We start from the raw sequence: 22,332 nt of genomic DNA, 5'->3' as shown, positions 1-22,332 counted from the left end.
TCCTCCTATATATTTGCTGCAATAAAATACGCATCATTAGTTGCTCCAACTACTTGTCCTAACTTTTCACAATCACCAAACATCATCGTTTCATCAGCTATTCCATACAATTTAAAAGCTTCCTCACGATTTGGTTTCATTCCAACAGCAATTATGGCATTATCACATTTAATAATAGATTCGCCATTTTTATTTATTATTTTAACTCCGCTTTCACTAAATCCTAAGCATTGACTATTTATTAAAATGGTCAACTGTTTTTCAAATCGTTTTAACAAACGCCTTAATCCTGCTCGATATAAAATATGCCCTTGACTAGCTATTTGGTCAGTCATTTCTATTACTGTTACTAATTTTCCACGTTCTAATAACTCTACTGCTAACTCTATTCCAACTTGTCCTCCGCCGACAATACAAACATTATCTTTTAAAGAATCCAATTTAGGATAAATGTTTTCAAAATAATCAACATATTCTAATTGTTCCCCTGGGAAATGGAGGCGAATTGGTGAAGCTCCAATGGCAACAAGCACCACATCACCATTTAGTTGCTCTAATAAATTTTTAGTAGCGGTCGTTTTATACATAACTTGAATATCTCGCTTGTTAATTTGGTTTTCTAGATAATCTCGATATGCTTTTAATTCCTGTTTATGCATTTCATGTTGGGCCAAATTTAATTGTCCCCCCAATTTATCACGTTGTTCAATCAAAATAACTTGATGTCCCCGATCATGTGCAGTTATTGCAGCTTTACAACCAGCAGGACCACCACCAACGACAATCACTTTTTTAATAATCTCACTTTTTTCTAACTTTAATGGTACCCGATGTTCCCGACGATATCGAGGGTTTACAGAGCATTGTACATTTGTATGTTCTGTAGCACTATGATAGCATTGTAAACAGCGAATACATGGTACAATATCATCGCTTTGCCCCTGCATTGCCTTTCGTGGTAAAAATGGATCTGCGACTAGAGGTCTACCCATTGAAATAATATCAACTACACCTTCTTGTAATAATTGCTCAGCTTCTTTTGGCGTCATTATTGAACCAATTACACCGACTAGTTTATTAGGAAAGTTTTGTTTAACTAATTTTGCCCAATGAACATTAGTTAGATGCGGTTCAAAAATACTTTGACAATGTTTCCCATTAACACTATACCAAGCTTCCAATCCTAATTCAGGCTCTATTATTTGATCTTCTGGAAAATATCCTGGAATCATATCCATCCCAGCTGATACATTGATCAAATCAACATCATCTTCGATTCTTTTTAATAATTCCAACATTTCTTCAAATTGATAAGACCCTTTTAAATAATCACTCGCTCCTAACAATATAACAATTGGAAAGTCTGTGCCAACAGCATTACGAATCGTTTTAACGTGCTCTATTGTAAAGCGCATACGATTTTCTAGCGAACCCCCATATTCATCTGTTCTTTTATTAAATACTGGAGATAAAAACTGGGTTGTTAATTCTTCATATCCAACGTACAAATAGATAAAATCAAAACCAAATCGTTTGATTGCCAATGCATCATTTCTTGCCTGTTTCATAATTCCCTGAATATCTTCAAGCGTTAATTCAACTGCACGAGCGCCACTTCTTGTTAAATATGGTGATGGTGCTAAAACCTGCTTACCATCATAATGAGCTCGAATATCATTAGCTGCATCTTGTTTTAGTCGTGGTACACACCAAGTTCCAACCTTAGCCCCATACTGACGGGCTACTGAAATAGATTCACGAATACCATCGCGATCATGTTTTGGAAATTCACCATTGGCATTAGCCGCAGATTCAATTGATACAAAAGTCATTGCTGCTCCACCTACAGACTTATCTATAATACTAACATTTCCATAGTGAGTCGTAGATAATAATTCATGGCTCTTGGGAATCCCCATCGTTGATGCAATAATTCTATTTTTCAACATCATTGTATTAACTCTTAATGGTTGAAATAAATGTGGATAATACTGATTCATTTTCTAACTCCTCCTTGCTCTCTTATTGTATGTCAAATAGCTTTTGCATCCAAACCAGCTTTTGCCACGATCATGGCAAAAGCTGAATCACAATTTTAAGATTTCTATCAAGAAGTTTGTTATAATATGATAAAGGAGTGATTATTTTGCTTGAACTTACCTCTAGACAATTTTTAATTATTCGTCTATTACAAAAAAATACCGTTCCACTAAGTGCTAATACGCTATCAAGATTACTAGATATTAGTCCTAGAACACTTAGAAACGATATTTTTCAAATTAATAAAAATATTGAGGATTTTCATATTTCTTCATCCAAAAATGGCTATCAATTAACTTTATTAAGCGAAAATGCCCATATGCTTATAAATGATATTAAAATATCCGAACAATCAAAGTCTACCAATATAATTTTACAATATCTGCTTAATCACCCATCATGTCACTTATTAGAGTTATCAGAAAATTGTTATATGAGTGAATCCAGTGTTGCTCGCTGTATTAAAACAATCAAACCGCTTTTAAACAAATATCATCTAACAGTTGAACGAAAAAATGATATTTTTTCGTTACATGGTAGTGAATATGATAAAAGAGCTCTTTTTGCTCATTTAATTGGGATTGAAGCTTCACAACCAATAACTAGCCTACAACACTTTCAACAGTATTTTCAAGATTTTCATCTTTCTGAAGTAGAAGCTATAATCGACTCTGTTTTAAAGAAATATAATATTCGAGTTGACGATATTCACTATCAAAATCTTGTGATGAATACATCTATCACGCTTCAAAGAATTTTTGTTGGAAGCGACATCGAACCCCTGCCGTTTTCATACTCCTTATCAAATGACGAAATTATTTGCCAGCTGTCCAAAGACCTATGTCATAACCTAGAAGAATATTTTAATCTTCATTTTGCTCAAACAGATAATGAATATATGCAAGTCCTTTGTATTGGCTCGATTAAAATAAACGAAGAAAATTATGAAACCCAAATTTTATATAATGATTATAGTTTTGTTTATAAAATTAAAGAAATTCTCGATGATCTTGTTGAACACTTTTCATTGCAACTTAATTATCAAATGTCTTTAAATCATTTTGCTTTACATATTCATCGTTTATTTTTTAGAAATCATTCTTCGCTTTACTTTCAAAATGACTTCCATAATAACCTTAAAAATACCCATCCTTTCATTTATGAGTTAGCTGTTTATTTTGCCTATAAATTTCAAGAAAGTTTCAATATTACAGTGAATATTAACGAAATTGGCCTATTGGCAATTCATTTAGGTTTAATGATTCAATCCAATGAAGAAAATAAACAATATTTAAAAGCACTATGTATTTGTCCAGAGTATAATGATTTACGAAAGCATTTTGCCAATCAATTTTTATTAAACTTTGGTGATAATGTACAATTAATTAGTTTTATTTCTTCTAAAAAGAATATTCAAGACTATCATTTTGATTTTTTGATTTCTACTATTAATGACTATGAAAGCCCCGATTGTATGGTAATCAGCCCCTTGCTATTATCACAAGATATTGATAAATTGAATCTTAAAATCAATCTATTAAAAGAGAAAAAGAAAAAAGATCTGCTAAAAAAGGAATTATCTAAATACATTGATCCTAAACTCTTTTTTAGAAATGTTGATTTTACATGTAAAAAGGATGCTATTTTATTTTTATGCAGTCAAATGTTAAAACATGGTGATGCTAAAACAGATTTTGTTGATAGTGTATTTGAACGCGAAAAAATATCAACAACTTCATTTTTTAATAAATTTGCAGTTCCTCATGCAATTCATTTTGGTGATGTAAAAACCCGAATTACTTTTTTATTGAATGACAAAGCAATTCCTTGGGGTGATACCTCCGTTCATTTAGTCATGCTTATTTCAATAAATGAAAAAGACATAATGACTTTCAATACAATCTATTCTTCAATTATTGATCTTTTATTAGATGATGAGTCTTTTGATGAAATGTTGAAAATCAAAACATTTGATGAATTATCAGTTTATTTAGAAAATCATGTTTAAAAAAGTTGTAATGCTTTATTCATTACAACTTTTTAATCTTTATGCAAAGATATTTCATTTATTAAAATATTATGTTCCCGATGATTTGAATCCACAAAATTAACTGTACCATTTTCATTCAACTTAGTAAATGTAACTAAACCATAATCTTGAAATTCAACCTGTTTATCCTTTAAATAAGCAATATCATTAGCATAATCAAGAATTTTATCATACGAACCTTGCTGATAAAGACTATAGTATATCTTAAAATATGTTAACATTGCTATCATTAGTGATTTAACTTGATATGTCTGGCCAGTTTTCATCTTCATTGAAGCATAATCACCGTTTATTGAATTAACATTTAATCCAACTCCAACTACAACCCCTTCTAAATCAGTTTGATAGATTGCCTCTACTAAGATTCCACAAATCTTTAAATCATCAACATAAATATCATTGGGCCACTTAATTTTAGCTTTTATTCCATAACGATCTAGTAACCCCGCCACACTACAAGCAACTAGCTGTGTCATTTTATGAAGGTCTTGAGGTTTTTTAAAATCTTTTACCAAAATACTCATCAGCAAGTCATCACCATTCTTACTTTGCCAAACGTGTCCATTCCGACCCCGACCATTTGTTTGATAATTACAACGAACTACACTTAGATTAGGAAGTTTATTTAAATTACGTTTTACGTAATCATTTGTAGAATCGACTTCGTCTAATTCAATATAACTCATAATATCACCCCATTACTATACTTCTATTATATTAGAAATTTAGGAAAACAACAAATATTTATTATAAAGTTTTATTCTAATGCACCCTTTACTTTTTTTCTAGTGAAACAACGATCTTGACGATTAGCTAAAGCGCTAACCCGGGCTTCTAGCAGTATTTTTCTACCACTTTCATTACGAGTATAAATAACCTGATAATTACCAATAAACGGCTTCATATAGCCAGCAAATATATGCGCATCTTCTTTTCTTTTAGCAAAACTATCAGGAATTGCAAAATAACAATCTAATTTATTTTTTCGTTTAGGATTATAAAGAATATAACGTTGATTATCAATAGATGCAAAAAATTCATTGATGCATTTGGCAAACAAAGCCTTATCATGCCCTGTTCCCCCTAATAAATATATTGCATGTATCGCATTAAAAGAATCTGTTTCAACGCGACTATTCAAAGAATCCAGCTGATTGGTTTTTTCTAACGCATTTCTAATTCCTTTGCCAAATATTTCTAAACGACCTAAAGGATTTGCTAATGTATAAAGTTTTTTGATGCTCAAAAGAATACTCATAACAAATATTCCAACATAAATTATCACCACTAGATATTCTAAAATATCTATCAAGGTCAATGATTTTAGAAATGGTATTCCAATGACAGCACCAATAATCCCACTAAAAACAATTATCAGTAAAGTTCTTAAAGCATCCATAAACATAACGACAGTTATAAATTCTTCTTTAACTTCAGTTTCTTCAACAATTTCAATTTTGTCATAGACAGCTAACGAATCTTCCCATCTTTTCTTTAATTGACTACGCTTTGAAGATAGTTTAAGCATATCTCTATTAATTTTTTTTATATTTCCTGGACTAAATGGCAATTTAATTGCGCTAAGTCGCAAGATTCCATTTTCAATTATATCCTGCTGATAATGCAACCCTAAAAAATGTTCCATTCTCCTTGCAAGCGTTTGAAAATCTTCACTACCGCCATCATCATAATGACCCGTTAACTTTTCTTTTGGTCTAACACAAACTAAATGCCAAATATTACTTGTTTTATTGGGCGTTTTCTCAAAAACTCTAATAGCTCGTCCACGCATTTGATTACTTAACATATATGAGCCTACAAAGCTAGCCAAAATAAGCGAATTAACACACGGTGAATCCCAACCTTCTCCAAGTAAAGATTTAGTTCCTATCAAAACTTGCATATAACCCTGCGCAAATACCTCACTGATTACCCCTGTTATAAAATTACGGTTTCCACTAATTTCAACTTTTACATAATCATCTAATTTTCCAATTTGATGGAAGCTGATTTTACTAGGTTCTTCAACTAATTCTATTAATGCTGTTTGAGCATCCTTGGGGATAATAATCATTGTGCCACATAAAACACCAAATTTAATTGCTGTCTTATTTTTAGCACTATCACGCCTTAGTTGTTCAAAAAATGGTAAAACGCCTAAATTATTCACATCTTTGCTTTCATCACCTAATGCCCGTTCGTATTCTTTTCGAATATAATCAGTAAGAATCAAAAGTCGTAATTCTTGTTTCATCGTTTTATATTCATAATTAACAATTTCTTTAATGCTTTCACATTTACCAACCGAATTTATTAGCATTTTTTCAATTGCTTGATTTAAACACAAAGAAACTTTTCGTTTTTCGATTAAACCTTTAGACTTCAATTCACGAATCAATTCATCACGGTATTGTTCTTCAACTCGATATGAAGCAATATCATCATATAAAAAGCCTTGCAGTAAAATTTCTAACCATTTAAGTGATAAGGGTTCTAACGATTTATATCCTAAAAGCTTTTGATACTTATTCGCACTGCACACTCCCTTAGTATTTAAAAAAATTATCATTGCTGATAAATAGCTCGGATCATCTAATAGCTCATCATCACTTACTTCCTCAGTAAAAAAGCGATGACTCATAATAGCCTTACAAAAATATTCATCTTGTATTAGCTGCTCCAAAATACTTTGACTATTTTCCTCAAAGATACTTAATTTTTGTTTTTCTTGAGAGGCCGGATAATTGAAATAAACATAATCTTGATGTGGACATAAAGTACCATCTTTAACTAATTCTGGAACTGTTATCTCTTCATCAATATCACCACACATATCCATATACCTAGTCCACATGCTTAGATTAGAATCATATGGCGGAGTTGCTGTTAGAGCCACTGTGAAAATATTATTAAATGCTTTTTTAAATTCTTCTAATGATTTCCACCACTCACTTCGAAGATGATGACATTCATCTAGACATAAAGTTCCTAATTGGCATTCTTTAAAATTACTGATTACATCAAAATTATGATAATCAACTTCTTCAACTGTTTTAAATTCATCATTAGTCTCTACTAGTTCACCACAATAATGACTCATCGCACTATGTAGTGCCTGATATGTCACGACAGTAATTAATTTTGGTTTTTTTAAATCTTGAGAAAGATATTGATCGCGATTTTCTTGTTTAACTAAAAAAGCTTCACAAATACGCTCTACCCATTGTTCACGAATCGTTATTGATGGGACTAAGATTAAAGCCGAGTAATCGATTCTTTTTATTAATTCAATTCCCAAAGTTGTTTTTCCTGAACCAGGTGCAGCAACAATATGAATTTTACGATCTTGACTATAACGGTCATATTTATCAAGAACACGTTGTTGATAACTGCGCCAAGTGCCCTTGAAATGCAAAATTTGTTCTAACATCCAATCCCTCCTATTACCTTTATTTATACATATCAACCTTAAAACATCAATACAAATCAACTTAATTTTATGATAAAAATTCTCCTTCCACTAAAAAAGTAGTACAATAATAATCAAAGGTGGTGTAATTATGACGATGTATATTCAAACCCAAAATCAATATACCCAATTCCAAAGTGATGAGTTAACTGATTTACTTGGTAAGATTAGTTTTACTATCAATAAATTTGGACTTTGGCAAAGTAATCACGATACTAGAGCAAATTATATTACTGATGATATTGAAATTGTCTATTATCGAGAAGGTGGGTCTATTACAACCATTGGCAATAAAAAATACACCTGCCCACCCCACAGCTTTCTCATCATCGAACCCTATAAGCTCAACACTTCAATAAATACTGGAAATACTAACTACAGCTATTATTTTTTTCATTTTGATATTGAACCCCTATCATTGCGCCAACAATTTATTACTCTCTTAACAAAACACGGGCATTTAATATATAAAGAAGAAATAAAAGACTTCAAAGAAATGCTAGAACGTTTATTAATCGAAGCTAGTGAAAAAGAAATTGGCTATTCAAGCATTATAACCTCTGCTTTGATTCGAGTTGTTGTAGAGATAATCCGCGCTCAGCTTAAAAGGAATAATGACCATATTTCACAAATAACAGATTTACCACATATCGAATTAGTTAATGATGCCATTAAGTATATTCATGACCATCTTCATGAACCAATTAAACTAACCGCAATGGCTTTACAACTAGGTGTTTCAACAAGTATGTTATATAAATCTTTTATTGCAATTTTAGCAATTCCTCCACTAACTTATATTCATCAACAAAAAGTTCTCTATGCTCAAAGAATGCTGGCTCATGGTAAAAGTGTTACAATGATTGCAAATGACCTGGGATATTCATCAGCCTATCATCTATCTAAAACTTTTAAACAAATCACAGGGGTCAGTCCACGTGAATATAAGAAAAATATTAAGTTATTATAAGCATATACGAAAATGTATATGTTTTTTAATTGATATAATATGTTTTATATATATGTAAGTGCTATCATATCTTTATAAGGGAGGTATGAATTTGGAAAATAAATATCAAAAACTCTTTCAACCAATAAAAATTAATCAGCTGGAAGTAAAAAATCGAATTTTTATGTCGCCAATGTCAACAAACTTTGCAACAAAAGATGGGTATGTTACTGATGAAATGATCTATTACTATAGCAGAAGAGCAAAAGGTGGCGTTGGTCTGATTGTAACTGAAGTAACAATGATTGAGCCAACCTACAAATATATTGCTCATACTTTATCAGTTCAAGATGATTCCTATCTTGAAGGATGGCAAAAATTAGCTAATGAAATTCATAAGTATGATAGTAAGGTCGTAGCCCAACTACTACACCCAGCATATATGGCAATTCCTTTCCCGGAAACACCACAATTAGTTGGTCCAAGTGAGGTTGGTCCATACTATGCTAAAACTCCTCCGCGACCTTTGACAAAAGAAGAAATCAGTATAATTGTTGAACAATTTGGTGATGGTGCCTTACGGTTAAAAAAAGCAGGAATAGATGGTGTTGAAATTCATGCTGCACACGCACATGCATTACTAGGAGGATTTTTATCTCCACTCTATAATAAACGAATTGATGAATACGGTGGTGACATAACTCATCGCATTCGTCTACTTTTAGAAGTAATTGCAAATGTTCGAAAAAAATGTGGGCGTGATTTCGCTATTATTGTTCGTATCAGCGGTGATGATTATGAAGCCGGCGGACAATCATTACACGAAGGATGTTATATTGCTAAAAGATTAGAAGCTGCTCAAGTTGATATGATCCATGTTTCTGGGGGAACTACTATCCACCGCGGCAGCTCAATTGCACCCCCTGGAACACCACAAGCGAGTCATATTGACAGCGCACGAGAAATAAAAAAATGTGTTAATATCCCTGTTTCAACCGTAGGACGTTTGAATGAACCTTGGATTCTCGAAGAAGTTTTAGAAAGAGATTTAGCAGACGTATGTATGGTAGGTCGCTCACTCTTATGTGATCCTGATTTTGTTAATAAGATCAAAAATGGTCAAGAAGATGATATTCGTCCATGTATTGGATGCTTGGGATGTTTAAGCTCGACCATGTTAAAAGATCATGTTGAATGTGGAATTAATCCATCATTGACAAGTGAGAATGAAGAAACTGTAACACCTGCGACAATATCCCAAAATATCCTAGTTATCGGAGGAGGTCCAGCTGGATTAGAGGCAGCTTATATTTTATCAAAGCGTGGACACAAAGTTACCCTTGCTGAACGTCATCATACATTAGGCGGCGCAATGATCGTTGCAGGTTATCCTATTGCTAAACAGCACTTTGCTCAAACTACTAAATATTTCATTAAACGAGTAATCGATTGTAATATCAAAATTGAATTAAACACGATTGTTGATCAAGCCTATTTATCACAGCATCATTATGATCATATCATCGTCGCAACCGGAGCCAAACCATTACGACTTGATATTTTTAAAAATCATCCTCATACTGGTACCGGACAAGATGTGCTTCTTGGCAAAATGTGGACAGGTAAAAATATTGTCGTTGTTGGAGGAGGCTCTGTTGGCTGTGAAGTTGCTGATTTTGTTGCCCCATTAGTTAATGACCGCCATCCAAATAATAAAAAAGTAACTGTTATTGAAATGAAATCAAATATTATTATGGATGATACTTCACCATCACGAAGTATTTTAGTTCAAAGGATGGCTGATAAAGGCGTGAACATTATTACTGATAGTAGAGTCGTTAAAGTTACACCAACAACTCTCGAATATCAAAAAGATGGCAATACTATTACAATTGAGAATGTTGATACAATCATTGAAGCTACTGGTTATTATGCTGATCATGAGTTAAAAAAAACCCTCGATCAAATGCAACTTAGCTACAACGTCTTAGGTGACGCTGCAACCCCAGGAAAAATTAAAAATGCTATAAGTGACGCATATCATTTATGTAAAAATATTTAATCAAAGGAGAAAATATATGAATTTACTAAAACCTATTAAAGTTGGAAAAATTACTTTAAAAAACCGAATTATGTTTCCCCCAATGACAACCGGGTATGAAGAAAGAGATGGTTCAATCGGTGAACAAAGTTTTAATTTCTATAAACGTTTAGCGCAAGGCGATGTTGCTTATATTGTTTTAGGTGATGTTGCTCCAGTCAATACTGTTTCCCCTACACCTAAACTTTTTCATGACGGTCAAATCGAAGCTTTCAAAAAATTAAGCGATGCCTTACATGAGTATGATTGCAAACTAGGGATTCAAATCTTTCATCCTGAATATGATGTTGATGCTCTAGCAGAATTATTTAGAAAAGGTGATATGCAGGCTGCACGTGCTAAATTACATCATGACATGCTACATTATATCGATGAAGTAACTGAAGCCCAGCTTACAGCAATTATTGATAAAATCGGCGCTTGTGTTAAGCGTGCTGCCGCCGCGGGGGTGGATGTTATTGAGGTTCATGGTGATCGTCTTGTCGGTTCCCTTTGCTCAACCATTCTAAATCACCGAAATGATAATTATGGTGGTTCATTTGAAAACCGTATTCGCTTTGCTCTCGAAGTTGTCAAAGTAATTAAAGAAAATGCTCCAGATATTTGCATCGATTATAAACTGCCAATTATCACTGAAAATCCGCTTCGTGGTAAAGGAGGCCTAAAAATTGATGAAGCTATTAAATTGGCTACTATCTTAGAGGCTCATGGAGTTGATATGATCCATGTTGGTCAAGCCAATCATACTGGAAATATGAATGATACCATTCCTGCAATGGGAACTCAACCATACTGTTTTATGAATAAATATACAAAACAAATTAAAGATGTTGTTACGATTCCAGTGTCTTCTGTTGGACGAATCCTTACTCCCCAAAATGGTGAATCCTTGATTGATAACGGGATTTGTGACATTATTGGTTTAGGTCGTTCATTATTAGCTGATCCTGATTATGTTAAAAAATTAAAAAATAATGAAGCTGCTCGAATTCGTCATTGTATGATGTGTAATAAAGGCTGTACCGATGCAATCCAAAATAGACAATTTTTAAGCTGTGTTTTAAATGCTGAAAATGGTTATGAATACAAACGAATAATTACCCCAGCAGCAACAAAGAAAAAAATTGTAGTTGTTGGAGGGGGACCAGCAGGTTTAGAAGCTGCTCGGGTAGCAAAAACAAAAGGACATGATGTTATTTTATTTGAACAAGACACTAGATTAGGTGGTCAACTTAATATTGCAGCGATTCCACCACGTAAAGCTGAAATGAATCGGGCTATCAATTACTTATCAAATGAAATGAAAATATTGAATGTTGATTTAAGATTAGGTAAAAAAGCAACTAGTACAGATATATTAAACGAACATCCTGATAGTGTTATCATCGCTGTTGGTGCCAATAATGCTTCCCTACCAATTCCTGGCAGTGATTTAACTCATGTGTTAGATGCTTGGAAAGTTCTTAACTATGAACAATTCCCTAGTGGCCATGTAGCGATTATTGGCGGTGGTCTAGTCGGAGCGGAAACTGCAGAATTTTTAGCACAAATGGGCTTGGACGTTACTGTCATAGAAATGCTTGAAGAAATTGCAAAAGAAGAATCATCAACTGTAAAGCCAGTAATGTTTGAAGATTTTGAAAAACATCAAGTTAAATTATTGACTAAAACAAAGGTAATTGAAATTAAAAACGATTGTATCAAAGCTGCTAATGGCGATGGTGAATTAACGATTCCATGTGATTATGTTATTTTAGCTACTGGAGCTAAACCTAATCCATTTGATGTCAGTGAATTAACAGCTCACAATATTGATATTCATCTTGTTGGTGACTGCAATGAAAAAGCTGCTGATATTAATAATGCCATTACTCAAGGTTATTTAGCAGCCAACAGTATTTAAAACTCTTATTATCTAGACTAAAAAGAATTAATCATAACATTTAAATGTTTAAGATTAATTCTTTTTTATTCTTATTAACTATCTACTATTACTAGCCATTCTAAACCACGTATAATTTTTTCCTTTGATTGATACTGATAATTGATAAATATTTTCTGGCCAAGTACATCCGCCAAAGCCTCCATCCCCGATAGCATGAATATCACATCCGGTTTGTTTCATTAAAAGGGCAACCTGCCGAATTGTATCCTCATCGGCACATTCGACCGAACTATTTAAAAAACTCATGGCTAAAGTACCTGGTTTATAGCGATGAATATATTCTACTAATTCTCTAATCATATCTACTGTGATTCCTGCTCTAGTCCCTGGAGCTGGTAAATCGATACAGTCAGCACCAGCATCAATAAGTCTTTTAATAACATCTTTGGTATCATATGCTGCTAAAGGATCACCTAGTACCTTTTCTTCGATACCATCTTCCCACTTGCCAGCAAACAAGAAAATATCATCTCCACATATTTCTTTTACTAATTTGGTTGCTTCAATTACATCTTCAATCGATGTTCCAGAACCTGGATTACCACCCAATACAATAAAATCCACTCCTAAAGCAACTGCTTTTAAAATATGTTCTTTTGTTGCTAACATTCCAGCCAATCGGTAAAGTGTTTTTTCATCAGAACGCTTTTCTCCCTTCTTAGGACACCCTAAATAAACACCAATTGGACAATTGCATTTTTCTTTAAGCTCTTTGATAGTTAAGCCGCACAATCCTGGATTATTTTCAAAATTATCTAAATCTATAGTATTAAGCATAACCATATCTGCACCAAACGAACAAAGCAATTCAGCATTTGTCACACCCATTACCGTCCCTGGGCCAGCAAAAATTAAATGTTGTCCCATGATAACTCGACCTTCCGATTTATAGATAGATTCTTTTAATTCTAAAGGACCCATTTTGTTTATCTCACTCTTTGAAGCATTAATCAATCTTTTTACGTTGCTCATAATTTTTCCTCATTTCTAGATTTTGTTTTCTTCAAGTGTTTTTTCTTGATTACTTTTTTTCTCTGCTTCTAAAGCCTGATTGTCACAAATCTTAAAAAATGGGTAATAAATTATACATGATAACAAGCACATAATTACAATCATGATTCCTAAACTAATTCCCCCACCTAAAATAAATCCCGCAATTGGACCTGGAATTGTCATTACACTTAACATTAAGGCGGGAATATTCACAACACCTGTAACCATCAACAAATAACCAATAATCATAAATACAAGTGGTGTTAAAATAAACGGAATAAACATAATTGGATTTAATACGATTGGAAAACCAAAAATAACAGGCTCTACGATATTAAACATCCCCGGAACAAAACACACTTTTCCAAACGCTTTAAAACGTTCGCTTTTAGCAAATATTGCCATATCGCAAGTAAGCCCAAATAAACATCCTGGTCCACCAATAAACTGACAAAAAACAAAGAAAAACATATAAGTTGTGACTAAGGTTACAGGTTCTCCGGCCATATAATTATTTAAATTTGTAATTGCTGGTTCCATCCAAATTACCATCATGACAGAAAGTACAACTGAAGTACCATGAATTCCAACCCACCATAACAGCAATAATATTAACATACTAATCAACATGGCTGGAAAACTATTACCTAAACTTACTAAAGGCGCTTGAACCATAGTATAAATAAAATTTTGAATATTTCCATAAGATGTTACAGCAAATCCAGACCTTACCAATAAAAACAAGGCTGATACTAAAAATGCTGGAACAACAGCTTCAAATGGTTTAGAAACCATTTCCGGTACCGAATCTGGTAATTTTATTTTCCAATTATGATTAACGGCAAAAGCAAAAACATATGCCCCAATAATCCCACATAACATGGCAGTGAAGATACCACTAGCACCTAAGTTATCAACTGGGATAACATTTTTTATCAATGTTACAGCTCCATTTGTATTATCAACATTGTTATAAGAAAATGGTGTAACCAACAATAGTGATAATAACGAAACAATTGCTGTTTGAAATGGATTAACATTAAACTTTTCACCTAAATTATAACCTAAAGCAAAAATGAAATATAATGCTGTTAAATTACAAACAGCAACCCCTACAGCTAAAGCATCAGATATTCCAGTAGACGATAAAAAATTTGTATACCAGTCTCCCAATGGTAAACCCTGAAATAATGAAAATACAGCTCCTCCTAATAACGCTGGCATCACTTTCATAAATGCGCCACTTATTGCACTTAAAATAAAATTGTTTTCAATCTTCTGTGCAAAAGGTATAACTTTATTTTGGATAAAATCATTCATAATTTTTCCTCCTCCTAACTTTATAACTACATTTTATCTAGAAGTATAATCATTTAAGAGTACATAAAACTTTTCATTAGTCCAAAATAAAAACCAATAAAAAAAATAAGTGCTAAGGTTTCATTTTTTGAAACTTTAATACTTATCCTTGGTTATTTAATCTTGCTAATAAGCTTTCAATAATCTTCATTAATTCAAATTTCTTCTTAATCCTTGGCTGTTCGTGTATCTCTAAAAAACGTTTATGAGTATACGAGCTCTTTAAAGATATGATATAATTATTTTCGTCATTTAAATGTCTATAAATATTCCTGATCAAAGCATTGGATATATTATAATCATAGTATTTTTCTAAACTTATCTGAAGATGACTATAAAAATATAACGTATGTTCATCCATATTAATAGCTAAATTGTTATCTTCTTCATTAATTATATAAATATCATAACCTAATACATAAAAATATTTCAAATACATTTTCCAAATCAACATTGCTTCTCGCTCACCAAATAAAATAATTTGATGACAATGATTACATGCTATAACTAAATCATCAAGTTTATCACGATCATCGAGCAAATAAATAAAATCACAAATCACAGCATTAAATTCTCTTACAAAAGTCTTTTTAAAATCCGTGAAATGACTAGTTTTTATACTTTTACAAAATCTAATGATTGATGATTTAGATAGACCGGTATCATAAATAACATCCTCTAAAGATAGTTCTATTAGCTTTTCCCTTTGGTTTAAAAAATATTTAACAAGAATTTGATCCGTATTATTGATTTTTGCATTCATTGATATATCTAAAAGTATATCGATCATTTTATCACTGCTCCTGATAAATAATCTCGTGATAATAAAATTTAATCAAATCAAAATAATACAACAACAAATACTCAGTCTCAAACATTTCATTATTAGATAATATATTAATTACCTCAAAAACATTGTAATGAAAATTTATTTTTGTTTCGCCTGAAAAAATAATAACTTTATTAGCTTTATTTCCTAAAATCGACACTAAATTATCATCAGATAAAAAAAGTCTACCAGTACCTGAAATCAATATAATTAAATCATTATCCTCTATTTCAATAGAATTATCTTTTAATAAAGACGACATTATCACTGTCTTCCCCATTGAAATCATATCAATTTGAAAATTAAAAAGAATTGGAGTTATCGTAGGGGAAGCAACAATAATAACTCTCTGACTTTGAGCTATTTCTTTAATGATCAACTTTAATTTCATTTTATCATTGAATTCTAATGGATAATCAACTAAATGTGAAACCGCCGCAGCTAATCGTTTTTTGTTAAAAATCTTATAACCTCGATATATTTGATCTTTACGAACATCCAATTCACTTTCTAATCTTTCTTTAAAAATCGAATAATTAGAATAACCAAATTTTTTTAAAAACTGTTTTACTGTTGGAACTGAAACAAAACAGCCATCAGCCACATCTTGTAAAGTAATACTTCCTATATGATTAATATTTTCTATAATATATTTGGCAATATAATAATTTAAATCTTTATTATTAGAGTTATTAACAATTGATAAAAAATAAGCTAAGCACATAAACATATTATCTTCCTCCACTCATTATTACCATTATATAATATTAATTAAATTTATTCATTTAAAAATTAGCTTTCTTGTACCAGCAAAAAGCTCCAATCAAATTTGCATCATTATAATAATGACACACTTTGATCTCTGGTGGAGTTACCGGAACTGGGATGCAATCAAATAAATCACTCACTTCTTTCTTTAACATTGTTAATAATAACGGCTGAGTACTAATCCCTCCACCAATACTAATATTCTCTAAATCTAATAACATTTGCATATTAAAAATATATCTTGCAAGATTTTTAGTATAATCCCGTAGTATTTCTAAACTAGCAATATCATTATGATTAGCCTTGTTAAAAAAGGCTAATCCATCGATCGAATTTCGCTCTAATGCAAATCGTTTTTCATAATTTCTCGTTAAATAACCTACACCGCCAATCAATCCAAATGTATTTTGCCAATCAAAGTCATGTTTAGAATCAATTAAAGAAAACGTAGCTGCTCCAGCAAAATAATTACACCCACGATATAATTCCCCGTTAATAATAATTGCGCATCCAACTCCAGTACCCAATACTAGTACTGCCCCATTACTCGTTTCTTTTAATGAGCCTCTATACAATTCTGCTAATGCCGCACAATTACCATCATTTTCAATCGAAACTGGTACGTGGCATTTACTCCAAAGGATTTGTTTAATATTTTTATTATCATTAAATCTATAACTACCACCATTTTTTATTAAACCTGTAAAGGGATTCATTTCCCCACAATAACTAATCGCAATTCCGGATAATTTCATGTGTATAGTTTTAAATAAATCCACTACCCAGGTAATCATTTCATCATGACTTTGAAATATTTTATTTTCTTTATTTACATCATATAACTGAAAGTTTTCATCAATAATTGCATATTTAACTCCGGTGCCACCAAAATCTAAACATAAATATTTCATTATTTAATCCCTCATTTCTTAACACTTTAAAGTTATCATAGTTAAAAAAAATATAAATACTATATAATTTTTGGTTGTGTCAAAAAATGAAACATAGAAATCTAATATGAACTGTTAGCTATGATTATTGTATTGCAGCAAATAAATCTTTATCTTTGTTAATATCTTCTTGAATGACTTTTTTGATATATAAAGCTAACATATATGGCATTTTTTCTTCAAATGTATCTAACTGGCAATTTAATAATTCCTTGACTTTAGTCATTCTATAATTAATCGTATTTCGGTGCATATATAAATTTTTGGCCATCGCTACTTGACTGCCATCATGAATCAGGTAATAGAACAATGTCTTTTCTAATTCACTATGATGTTTTTGATCATAATCTATTAAAGGCTTTAATAAATGCTGATACATTCCTGATAAAATTTGTTTATCCTCGATTGAAAATAAGATTTGATAAACTCCCATCTCTTCAAAAAGAATCATCGGATATTTAAATTGTTCTGCCATTGCAACTGCAGCTCGAGCTCGTTTATAACTTAAGATTACTTGTCTAAAATCTGTCATTGGCGTTCCAATACCTAAGTGAATAAATCTTGAAGGCATTCGCTTCTTTGTTCTTTTATACATTTTATCAGTAATTTTCTCTAATGAATCCGGATCTAAATTATTTACAATTAATACAAAATATCCATCAAACCAAAAAAATGTATATGGGCTTTGTATTTTTTCAAAACATAATTCCAATTGAAAAGAAACTCTACGTCGTTCAATTGCATCAAACTGATCAGAATCTTCAATTCCAATTAAAACAACTTGAAAAAAACCATCCACATCAAATGCACCTAACAATTGCTGCCGAACCTCCTCAACAACTTGAGGAGTTGTAAAAACATTCTGAAATAATTTTGAAATCTGATTGTCTTCTCGTTGTGAATATAAACAGCGCATACTAAAATCCTTAATTAAATCTGCCATGTGTACTTCCCAGGGTGTCGTTAACAGCGGAAAATCCTGCTCATTACAATAGTCAATTATATCTTGAGGAATTTCAAATATATATTTACCTGTATTGATAACTAATCCAACACTATGGTATTTAACCAAACACTTGATAAAATCAAATAACGAATCGTGACTTTGAAATCCTAAACCTGTTGTAACTGCCAATTCTTTTCCCCATAATTGTTGAATAATTGTCGTATCCTCAATCATGTGAACCCAACTCATCGCATTTGAACAGCCCTCACGACCAGCTAACAATTTTAAATGATATTGCTCTTGAGTTTGTACTAACGCATCTTCAATCGTAAATCCCATTTTACTCACTTCCTTTATATTTATTTTACCATTATTTGTGCATGATGCACAAATAAATCTTATTTTTTTATTATTTCTGTCTCTATAATTATTAAAATATTAATATATAATATAATTGTATTAAAAATAGAACATCTAGGAGGGACATAACATGAACATTTCTTATGGATATTACGTACTAACTGACAACTTTGATACTTGCCCAACTTGGGTTCGTGATGAAGGATATTTCAATTGTGAAAACTTTTCAAAATTCTTTAAGTTTTTTAAAAAGAAATAAATAATAATGAGCATTCATAACGAATGCTCTTTTTCTTTTAAGATTTAAATTATGCTATTAGATAATTATTTTATATTTAAAGCAGCTTCATAACCTTCTTTAACTGCTGGTAAAGCATTACCTGCCTTAATTGCGCCACCTACTACTTGAACATCTTCACATAATTCATTTGCAATTTTTTCTAACGGATTATAGGCTTTATATCCAAATGCTAAGACAACTAAGTCAGCAGAAATAACTTCTTTTTCTCCCTGTTCATTAATAAATGCCACTCCATCATCTAAAATTTCTGTCACAGTACAATTAGCTCTGGCAGTTACTCCTGATTCATTCATAATTGGTAATAGACAGCTCATATTAATGGGATCCATATCAGTCAAAACAGCTGGTTTCATTTCTAGAACTGTTACATGACGATGCGTTTGAGCAATAAATGTGGCAGTTTCACAACCAACTTCGCCCCCTCCGCAAACAACGATATGCTCAACTTTTGTAGCGATTTTTCCTAATAACACATCTTCAGCATTGACTACATTTTCTTTATCGATACCTTTGACTGCCGGCACCAGCGGTCTTGCTCCAGTAGCCAAAATAATAGCATCCGGGTTTTCTTGTTCAATCATCTCTTTTGTTACTAAAGTATTTAAATGTACTTTTACATGCAGATCCTCTAAATTCTTTTTAAATACAGATATTAATGTTGTTAATTCTCCTTTACCAATTGGATAAGCTGCAGATCTAAATTGACCGCCAACTTCTTCCTGAGCCTCATAAACAGTTACATTGTGACCTATCATTGCCGCAGTTTCAGCCGCCTGCAGACCAGCAGGTCCCCCTCCAACAATCATTACTTTTTTTGCTTTTTCTACAATGTTCATTGAATTTTCATATTCACGTCCTACCCGTGGATTAACTAAGCAAGTGACTTCTTGATTAAAAAATAATGGCATTTCACATCCTTGTAGACACCCGATACACATTTTAATATTCCCATATTTTTCTGCCTTTGCTTTATTAGGTAAATCTGGATCAGTCAATGAACCACGCCCCATTCCAATAAAATCAGCTTTATCCATGTTAATTAATGTATCTGCCATTTGCGGATCGTTAATTCGATTAGTTACAATTACTGGTAAATCAACCAATTTCTTTACTTGTGCTGATATCTCCATATTCAATGCATGTTCCGTAAACATTGGAGCAATTACTGCTCTATTTCCAGGTGAAGCATAAGAGCCATTAGAAATATGAATACCATCAAAACCTAATTCTTCAAAAATCATACATAATTCATAAGTTTCTGCTTCAGTTCTTCCACCATGAACATATTCATTACCAGAAAGACGGACGATAATTGGAAAATCATCACCAACTTGTTTTCTCATTTCTAAATAAATTTCAGCAACTATTCGTACTCTATTCTGTAGACAACCACCATAGTTATCAACTCGCTTATTGACAAATGGTGATAAAAACTCCGCTAATAAATAACCATGGGCACAGTGTAGCTCAATTCCATCAAAACCAGCTTCTTTAGCGCGTTTAGCAGCACTACCAAAATCTTTTACTAATTGATTGATTTCAGCAACTGTGATATCTCTTGGTTGTTCTTGACATAAGGGACATTCAATTGCTGAAGGAGCAACTGGCATATGATCTTCATTAGCAATTCTAGTAGTTTGTCTACCTGGATGATACATTTGACAAAAGATTTTTGATTCATACTTATGAACCATCGTTGTTAATTGTTTATTTCCTTCAATCAATTCATCTTTATATAAACCGGGAATTCTTTGATATCCTTTACCATATTGTTGAACTGCATAATCCTCAGTAATAATCAAACCCCAGCCGCCTTTAGCCTTTTCTTCAATATATTTCATATAACGCTCAGTAATTTTACCTTCAATCGTACAATAATTTGTCACCATTGCCGGAACTACTAAACGATTAGGAATTTTTACAGTTCCTATTTGATAAGGGGTAAATAATTTTTTTAAAGCCATTTTAATATCCTCCAATCCTTTTATAACTTTATTTTACAGTATCAAATGATTTGAAGGTCAACTCTAATTTATTATATGTGATATTATTCACATATTCTTTTTTAATCACATATATTTTACTAAAACAACATAAAAAACTCTCAAGCTATTTGAGAGTTTTTTATAATCGGAATTTGTATTTCTAAATACCGTTTAAAACGATCACCTTCATATCCACGCCCCCTAATAATCCCCCGTATTGGTAACTGTACATGATAACCTTTATCTTGAGCATACATTACTGCTGCTTCATAACACTCATGACTAAACTGTCCTAACGGTCCCATTTCTATTACCGTGCATAAACAATAATGAGCCGGAATAATTGTATACTTCTTTTTATAAGAAATACTTAATCCATTAAAATATTCCTCATCAATAGCAAAATACCATTCATCTTTATCTTTATTAAAACAAACATAACTATCAATAAAATTAATATATTTATCATTTAATAAAAATCGAATATTATCTTCACTAGTATTAACTTTATCATAATCATCACCAATTCCATCTACAAAATCAAAAGCATATTTTTTATTAATTTTCTTTACCCAATAATTTGATAAATTTAAATCAGCTACCTCCAGTTGCATTGCCAACTCTGTGACTCGTTTTTTCAACATGACTTTATAATCAATCTCTTTATTTAGTCGCCTTTGGAAAATATGTAACTGATTTTGAAGCTTTTCTCTATAATTAAAATTAATAAAATTAGGAATTTCTTTTATTTTCATTCCTAAATTCTGATACTGTAAACATTCTAATAAAATATATATGTCAAAAATACTATAATAGCGATACCCATTCTTTTCATCTCTTATAGGATCAATAATTCCCATTTTTTCATAATACCTAATCATTTCACTTGATAAATTAAACAATCGTGAAATATCCCCTATTTTATACTGGCTATTCATAATATCAGCTCCTTTACAAATAATTTTATCACTTAATCTTCCTATTTAAAAAATAATTTTATTATTAGTTTTTATAAATCAACTATTGGTAGATTTATAAATTAATTAAAACTCGTTATAATCAAAATATAAAGGAGAAATCAATAGATGGATTGTATTAAAATTGGAAAATTTATTGCGACATGCTGTAAAGAAAAAACTTAACCCAGATTGAAAAACTAAATGTAACAAATAAAGCTATATCAAAATGGTCGAAATTTTATCGATGCTTCATTTTATCACGATTTTCGCGATATCTTAGGCATTACTATTAACGAATTATTAGCTGGTGAACATCTCAATACTCAAG

At 31.7% G+C, this 22,332-nt stretch carries 16 protein-coding genes; 5 read left to right on the top strand and 11 right to left on the bottom strand.

Features of this window, described 5'->3' with window-relative positions; all coding sequences use genetic code 11:
• Nucleotides 1–5: 5 nt before the first annotated feature.
• Nucleotides 6–2,000: an oxidoreductase gene (locus EYR00_RS02635; protein WP_003538936.1), complete on the bottom strand. Its 1,995-nt coding sequence runs from the start codon at nucleotides 1,998–2,000 to the stop codon at nucleotides 6–8.
• A 137-nt stretch (nucleotides 2,001–2,137) separates the two neighbouring features.
• Here EYR00_RS02635 and EYR00_RS02630 point away from each other — a divergent pair, with 137 nt between their 5' ends.
• Nucleotides 2,138–4,048, top strand: coding sequence for a BglG family transcription antiterminator (locus tag EYR00_RS02630; RefSeq protein ID WP_003538939.1), 1,911 nt, complete (start codon nucleotides 2,138–2,140; stop codon nucleotides 4,046–4,048).
• 32 nt (nucleotides 4,049–4,080) lie between these two features.
• On the opposite strand, the gene EYR00_RS02625 is transcribed toward EYR00_RS02630, so the two are convergent.
• Nucleotides 4,081–4,776 (bottom strand): biotin--[acetyl-CoA-carboxylase] ligase, encoded by a 696-nt coding sequence (locus tag EYR00_RS02625; protein WP_003538941.1) that lies wholly within the window; start codon nucleotides 4,774–4,776, stop codon nucleotides 4,081–4,083.
• Nucleotides 4,777–4,847: 71 nt separating this feature from the next.
• On the bottom strand, nucleotides 4,848–7,520 hold the full coding sequence (locus EYR00_RS02620) for a DEAD/DEAH box helicase family protein (protein WP_003538943.1): 2,673 nt from the start codon (nucleotides 7,518–7,520) through the stop codon (nucleotides 4,848–4,850).
• Nucleotides 7,521–7,650: 130 nt separating this feature from the next.
• Here EYR00_RS02620 and EYR00_RS02615 point away from each other — a divergent pair, with 130 nt between their 5' ends.
• The 3 genes from EYR00_RS02615 to bilR all read left to right on the top strand — a co-directional run bounded on the left by EYR00_RS02615 (nucleotide 7,651) and on the right by bilR (nucleotide 12,512).
• Nucleotides 7,651–8,529 (top strand): helix-turn-helix transcriptional regulator, encoded by an 879-nt coding sequence (locus tag EYR00_RS02615; RefSeq protein WP_003538945.1) that lies wholly within the window; start codon nucleotides 7,651–7,653, stop codon nucleotides 8,527–8,529.
• 85 nt (nucleotides 8,530–8,614) lie between these two features.
• Entirely contained in the window at nucleotides 8,615–10,570 is a 1,956-nt protein-coding gene (locus tag EYR00_RS02610) for an FAD-dependent oxidoreductase (protein ID WP_040434414.1), read from the top strand.
• 16 nt (nucleotides 10,571–10,586) lie between these two features.
• On the top strand, nucleotides 10,587–12,512 hold the full coding sequence (gene bilR, locus EYR00_RS02605; RefSeq protein WP_040434415.1) for a bilirubin reductase, long form: 1,926 nt from the start codon (nucleotides 10,587–10,589) through the stop codon (nucleotides 12,510–12,512).
• Between the two features lie 78 nt (nucleotides 12,513–12,590).
• Here bilR and EYR00_RS02600 read toward each other — a convergent pair whose 3' ends face one another.
• The 6 genes from EYR00_RS02600 to EYR00_RS02575 all read right to left on the bottom strand — a co-directional run bounded on the left by EYR00_RS02600 (nucleotide 12,591) and on the right by EYR00_RS02575 (nucleotide 18,738).
• Complete coding sequence (locus tag EYR00_RS02600) at nucleotides 12,591–13,526, bottom strand: DUF7916 family protein (RefSeq protein WP_003538951.1); 936 nt, start codon at nucleotides 13,524–13,526, stop codon at nucleotides 12,591–12,593.
• Between the two features lie 15 nt (nucleotides 13,527–13,541).
• Nucleotides 13,542–14,867, bottom strand: coding sequence for a PTS sugar transporter subunit IIC (locus EYR00_RS02595; RefSeq protein WP_003538953.1), 1,326 nt, complete (start codon nucleotides 14,865–14,867; stop codon nucleotides 13,542–13,544).
• A gap of 142 nt (nucleotides 14,868–15,009) precedes the next feature.
• Complete coding sequence (locus EYR00_RS02590) at nucleotides 15,010–15,696, bottom strand: MurR/RpiR family transcriptional regulator (RefSeq protein WP_003538965.1); 687 nt, start codon at nucleotides 15,694–15,696, stop codon at nucleotides 15,010–15,012.
• A gap of 4 nt (nucleotides 15,697–15,700) precedes the next feature.
• A complete protein-coding gene (locus EYR00_RS02585; RefSeq protein WP_022007875.1) occupies nucleotides 15,701–16,465 on the bottom strand; it encodes a MurR/RpiR family transcriptional regulator in 765 nt (254 codons plus the stop codon).
• A 55-nt stretch (nucleotides 16,466–16,520) separates the two neighbouring features.
• Nucleotides 16,521–17,414, bottom strand: coding sequence for an ROK family protein (locus EYR00_RS02580; RefSeq protein WP_003538967.1), 894 nt, complete (start codon nucleotides 17,412–17,414; stop codon nucleotides 16,521–16,523).
• 124 nt (nucleotides 17,415–17,538) lie between these two features.
• A complete protein-coding gene (locus EYR00_RS02575; RefSeq protein WP_003538968.1) occupies nucleotides 17,539–18,738 on the bottom strand; it encodes a PucR family transcriptional regulator in 1,200 nt (399 codons plus the stop codon).
• Between the two features lie 151 nt (nucleotides 18,739–18,889).
• On the opposite strand from EYR00_RS02575, the gene EYR00_RS15730 reads away from it, so the two are divergent.
• A complete protein-coding gene (locus EYR00_RS15730) occupies nucleotides 18,890–19,018 on the top strand; it encodes a hypothetical protein (RefSeq protein ID WP_003538969.1) in 129 nt (42 codons plus the stop codon).
• 65 nt (nucleotides 19,019–19,083) lie between these two features.
• On the opposite strand, the gene EYR00_RS02570 is transcribed toward EYR00_RS15730, so the two are convergent.
• Nucleotides 19,084–21,024: an oxidoreductase gene (locus EYR00_RS02570; RefSeq protein WP_003538970.1), complete on the bottom strand. Its 1,941-nt coding sequence runs from the start codon at nucleotides 21,022–21,024 to the stop codon at nucleotides 19,084–19,086.
• A 140-nt stretch (nucleotides 21,025–21,164) separates the two neighbouring features.
• A complete protein-coding gene (locus EYR00_RS02565) occupies nucleotides 21,165–21,983 on the bottom strand; it encodes a MerR family DNA-binding transcriptional regulator (RefSeq protein ID WP_003538971.1) in 819 nt (272 codons plus the stop codon).
• Nucleotides 21,984–22,332 lie beyond the last annotated feature (349 nt).

The organism is Thomasclavelia ramosa DSM 1402 (assembly GCF_014131695.1).
In the GTDB taxonomy this organism is placed as follows: Bacteria; Bacillota_I; Bacilli_A; order Erysipelotrichales; family Coprobacillaceae; genus Thomasclavelia; species Thomasclavelia ramosa.
This window is presented reverse-complemented; position numbering and strand designations above follow the sequence as displayed.

Excerpts from the sequence above, each read along its gene's own strand:
- EYR00_RS02585 (WP_022007875.1), bottom strand. The coding sequence starts at position 16,465 with ATGTTTATGTGCTTAGCTTATTTTTTATCAATTGTTAATAACTCTAAT.
- bilR (WP_040434415.1), top strand. The coding sequence starts at position 10,587 with ATGAATTTACTAAAACCTATTAAAGTTGGAAAAATTACTTTAAAAAAC.
- EYR00_RS02570 (WP_003538970.1), bottom strand. The coding sequence starts at position 21,024 with ATGGCTTTAAAAAAATTATTTACCCCTTATCAAATAGGAACTGTAAAA.
- EYR00_RS02600 (WP_003538951.1), bottom strand. The coding sequence starts at position 13,526 with ATGAGCAACGTAAAAAGATTGATTAATGCTTCAAAGAGTGAGATAAAC.
- EYR00_RS02590 (WP_003538965.1), bottom strand. The coding sequence starts at position 15,696 with ATGATCGATATACTTTTAGATATATCAATGAATGCAAAAATCAATAAT.
- EYR00_RS02620 (WP_003538943.1), bottom strand. The coding sequence starts at position 7,520 with ATGTTAGAACAAATTTTGCATTTCAAGGGCACTTGGCGCAGTTATCAA.
- EYR00_RS02635 (WP_003538936.1), bottom strand. The coding sequence starts at position 2,000 with ATGAATCAGTATTATCCACATTTATTTCAACCATTAAGAGTTAATACA.
- EYR00_RS02595 (WP_003538953.1), bottom strand. The coding sequence starts at position 14,867 with ATGAATGATTTTATCCAAAATAAAGTTATACCTTTTGCACAGAAGATT.
- EYR00_RS02575 (WP_003538968.1), bottom strand. The coding sequence starts at position 18,738 with ATGGGATTTACGATTGAAGATGCGTTAGTACAAACTCAAGAGCAATAT.
- EYR00_RS02625 (WP_003538941.1), bottom strand. The coding sequence starts at position 4,776 with ATGAGTTATATTGAATTAGACGAAGTCGATTCTACAAATGATTACGTA.
- EYR00_RS02610 (WP_040434414.1), top strand. The coding sequence starts at position 8,615 with ATGAATTTGGAAAATAAATATCAAAAACTCTTTCAACCAATAAAAATT.
- EYR00_RS15730 (WP_003538969.1), top strand. The coding sequence starts at position 18,890 with ATGAACATTTCTTATGGATATTACGTACTAACTGACAACTTTGATACT.
- EYR00_RS02580 (WP_003538967.1), bottom strand. The coding sequence starts at position 17,414 with ATGAAATATTTATGTTTAGATTTTGGTGGCACCGGAGTTAAATATGCA.
- EYR00_RS02615 (WP_003538945.1), top strand. The coding sequence starts at position 7,651 with ATGACGATGTATATTCAAACCCAAAATCAATATACCCAATTCCAAAGT.
- EYR00_RS02565 (WP_003538971.1), bottom strand. The coding sequence starts at position 21,983 with ATGAATAGCCAGTATAAAATAGGGGATATTTCACGATTGTTTAATTTA.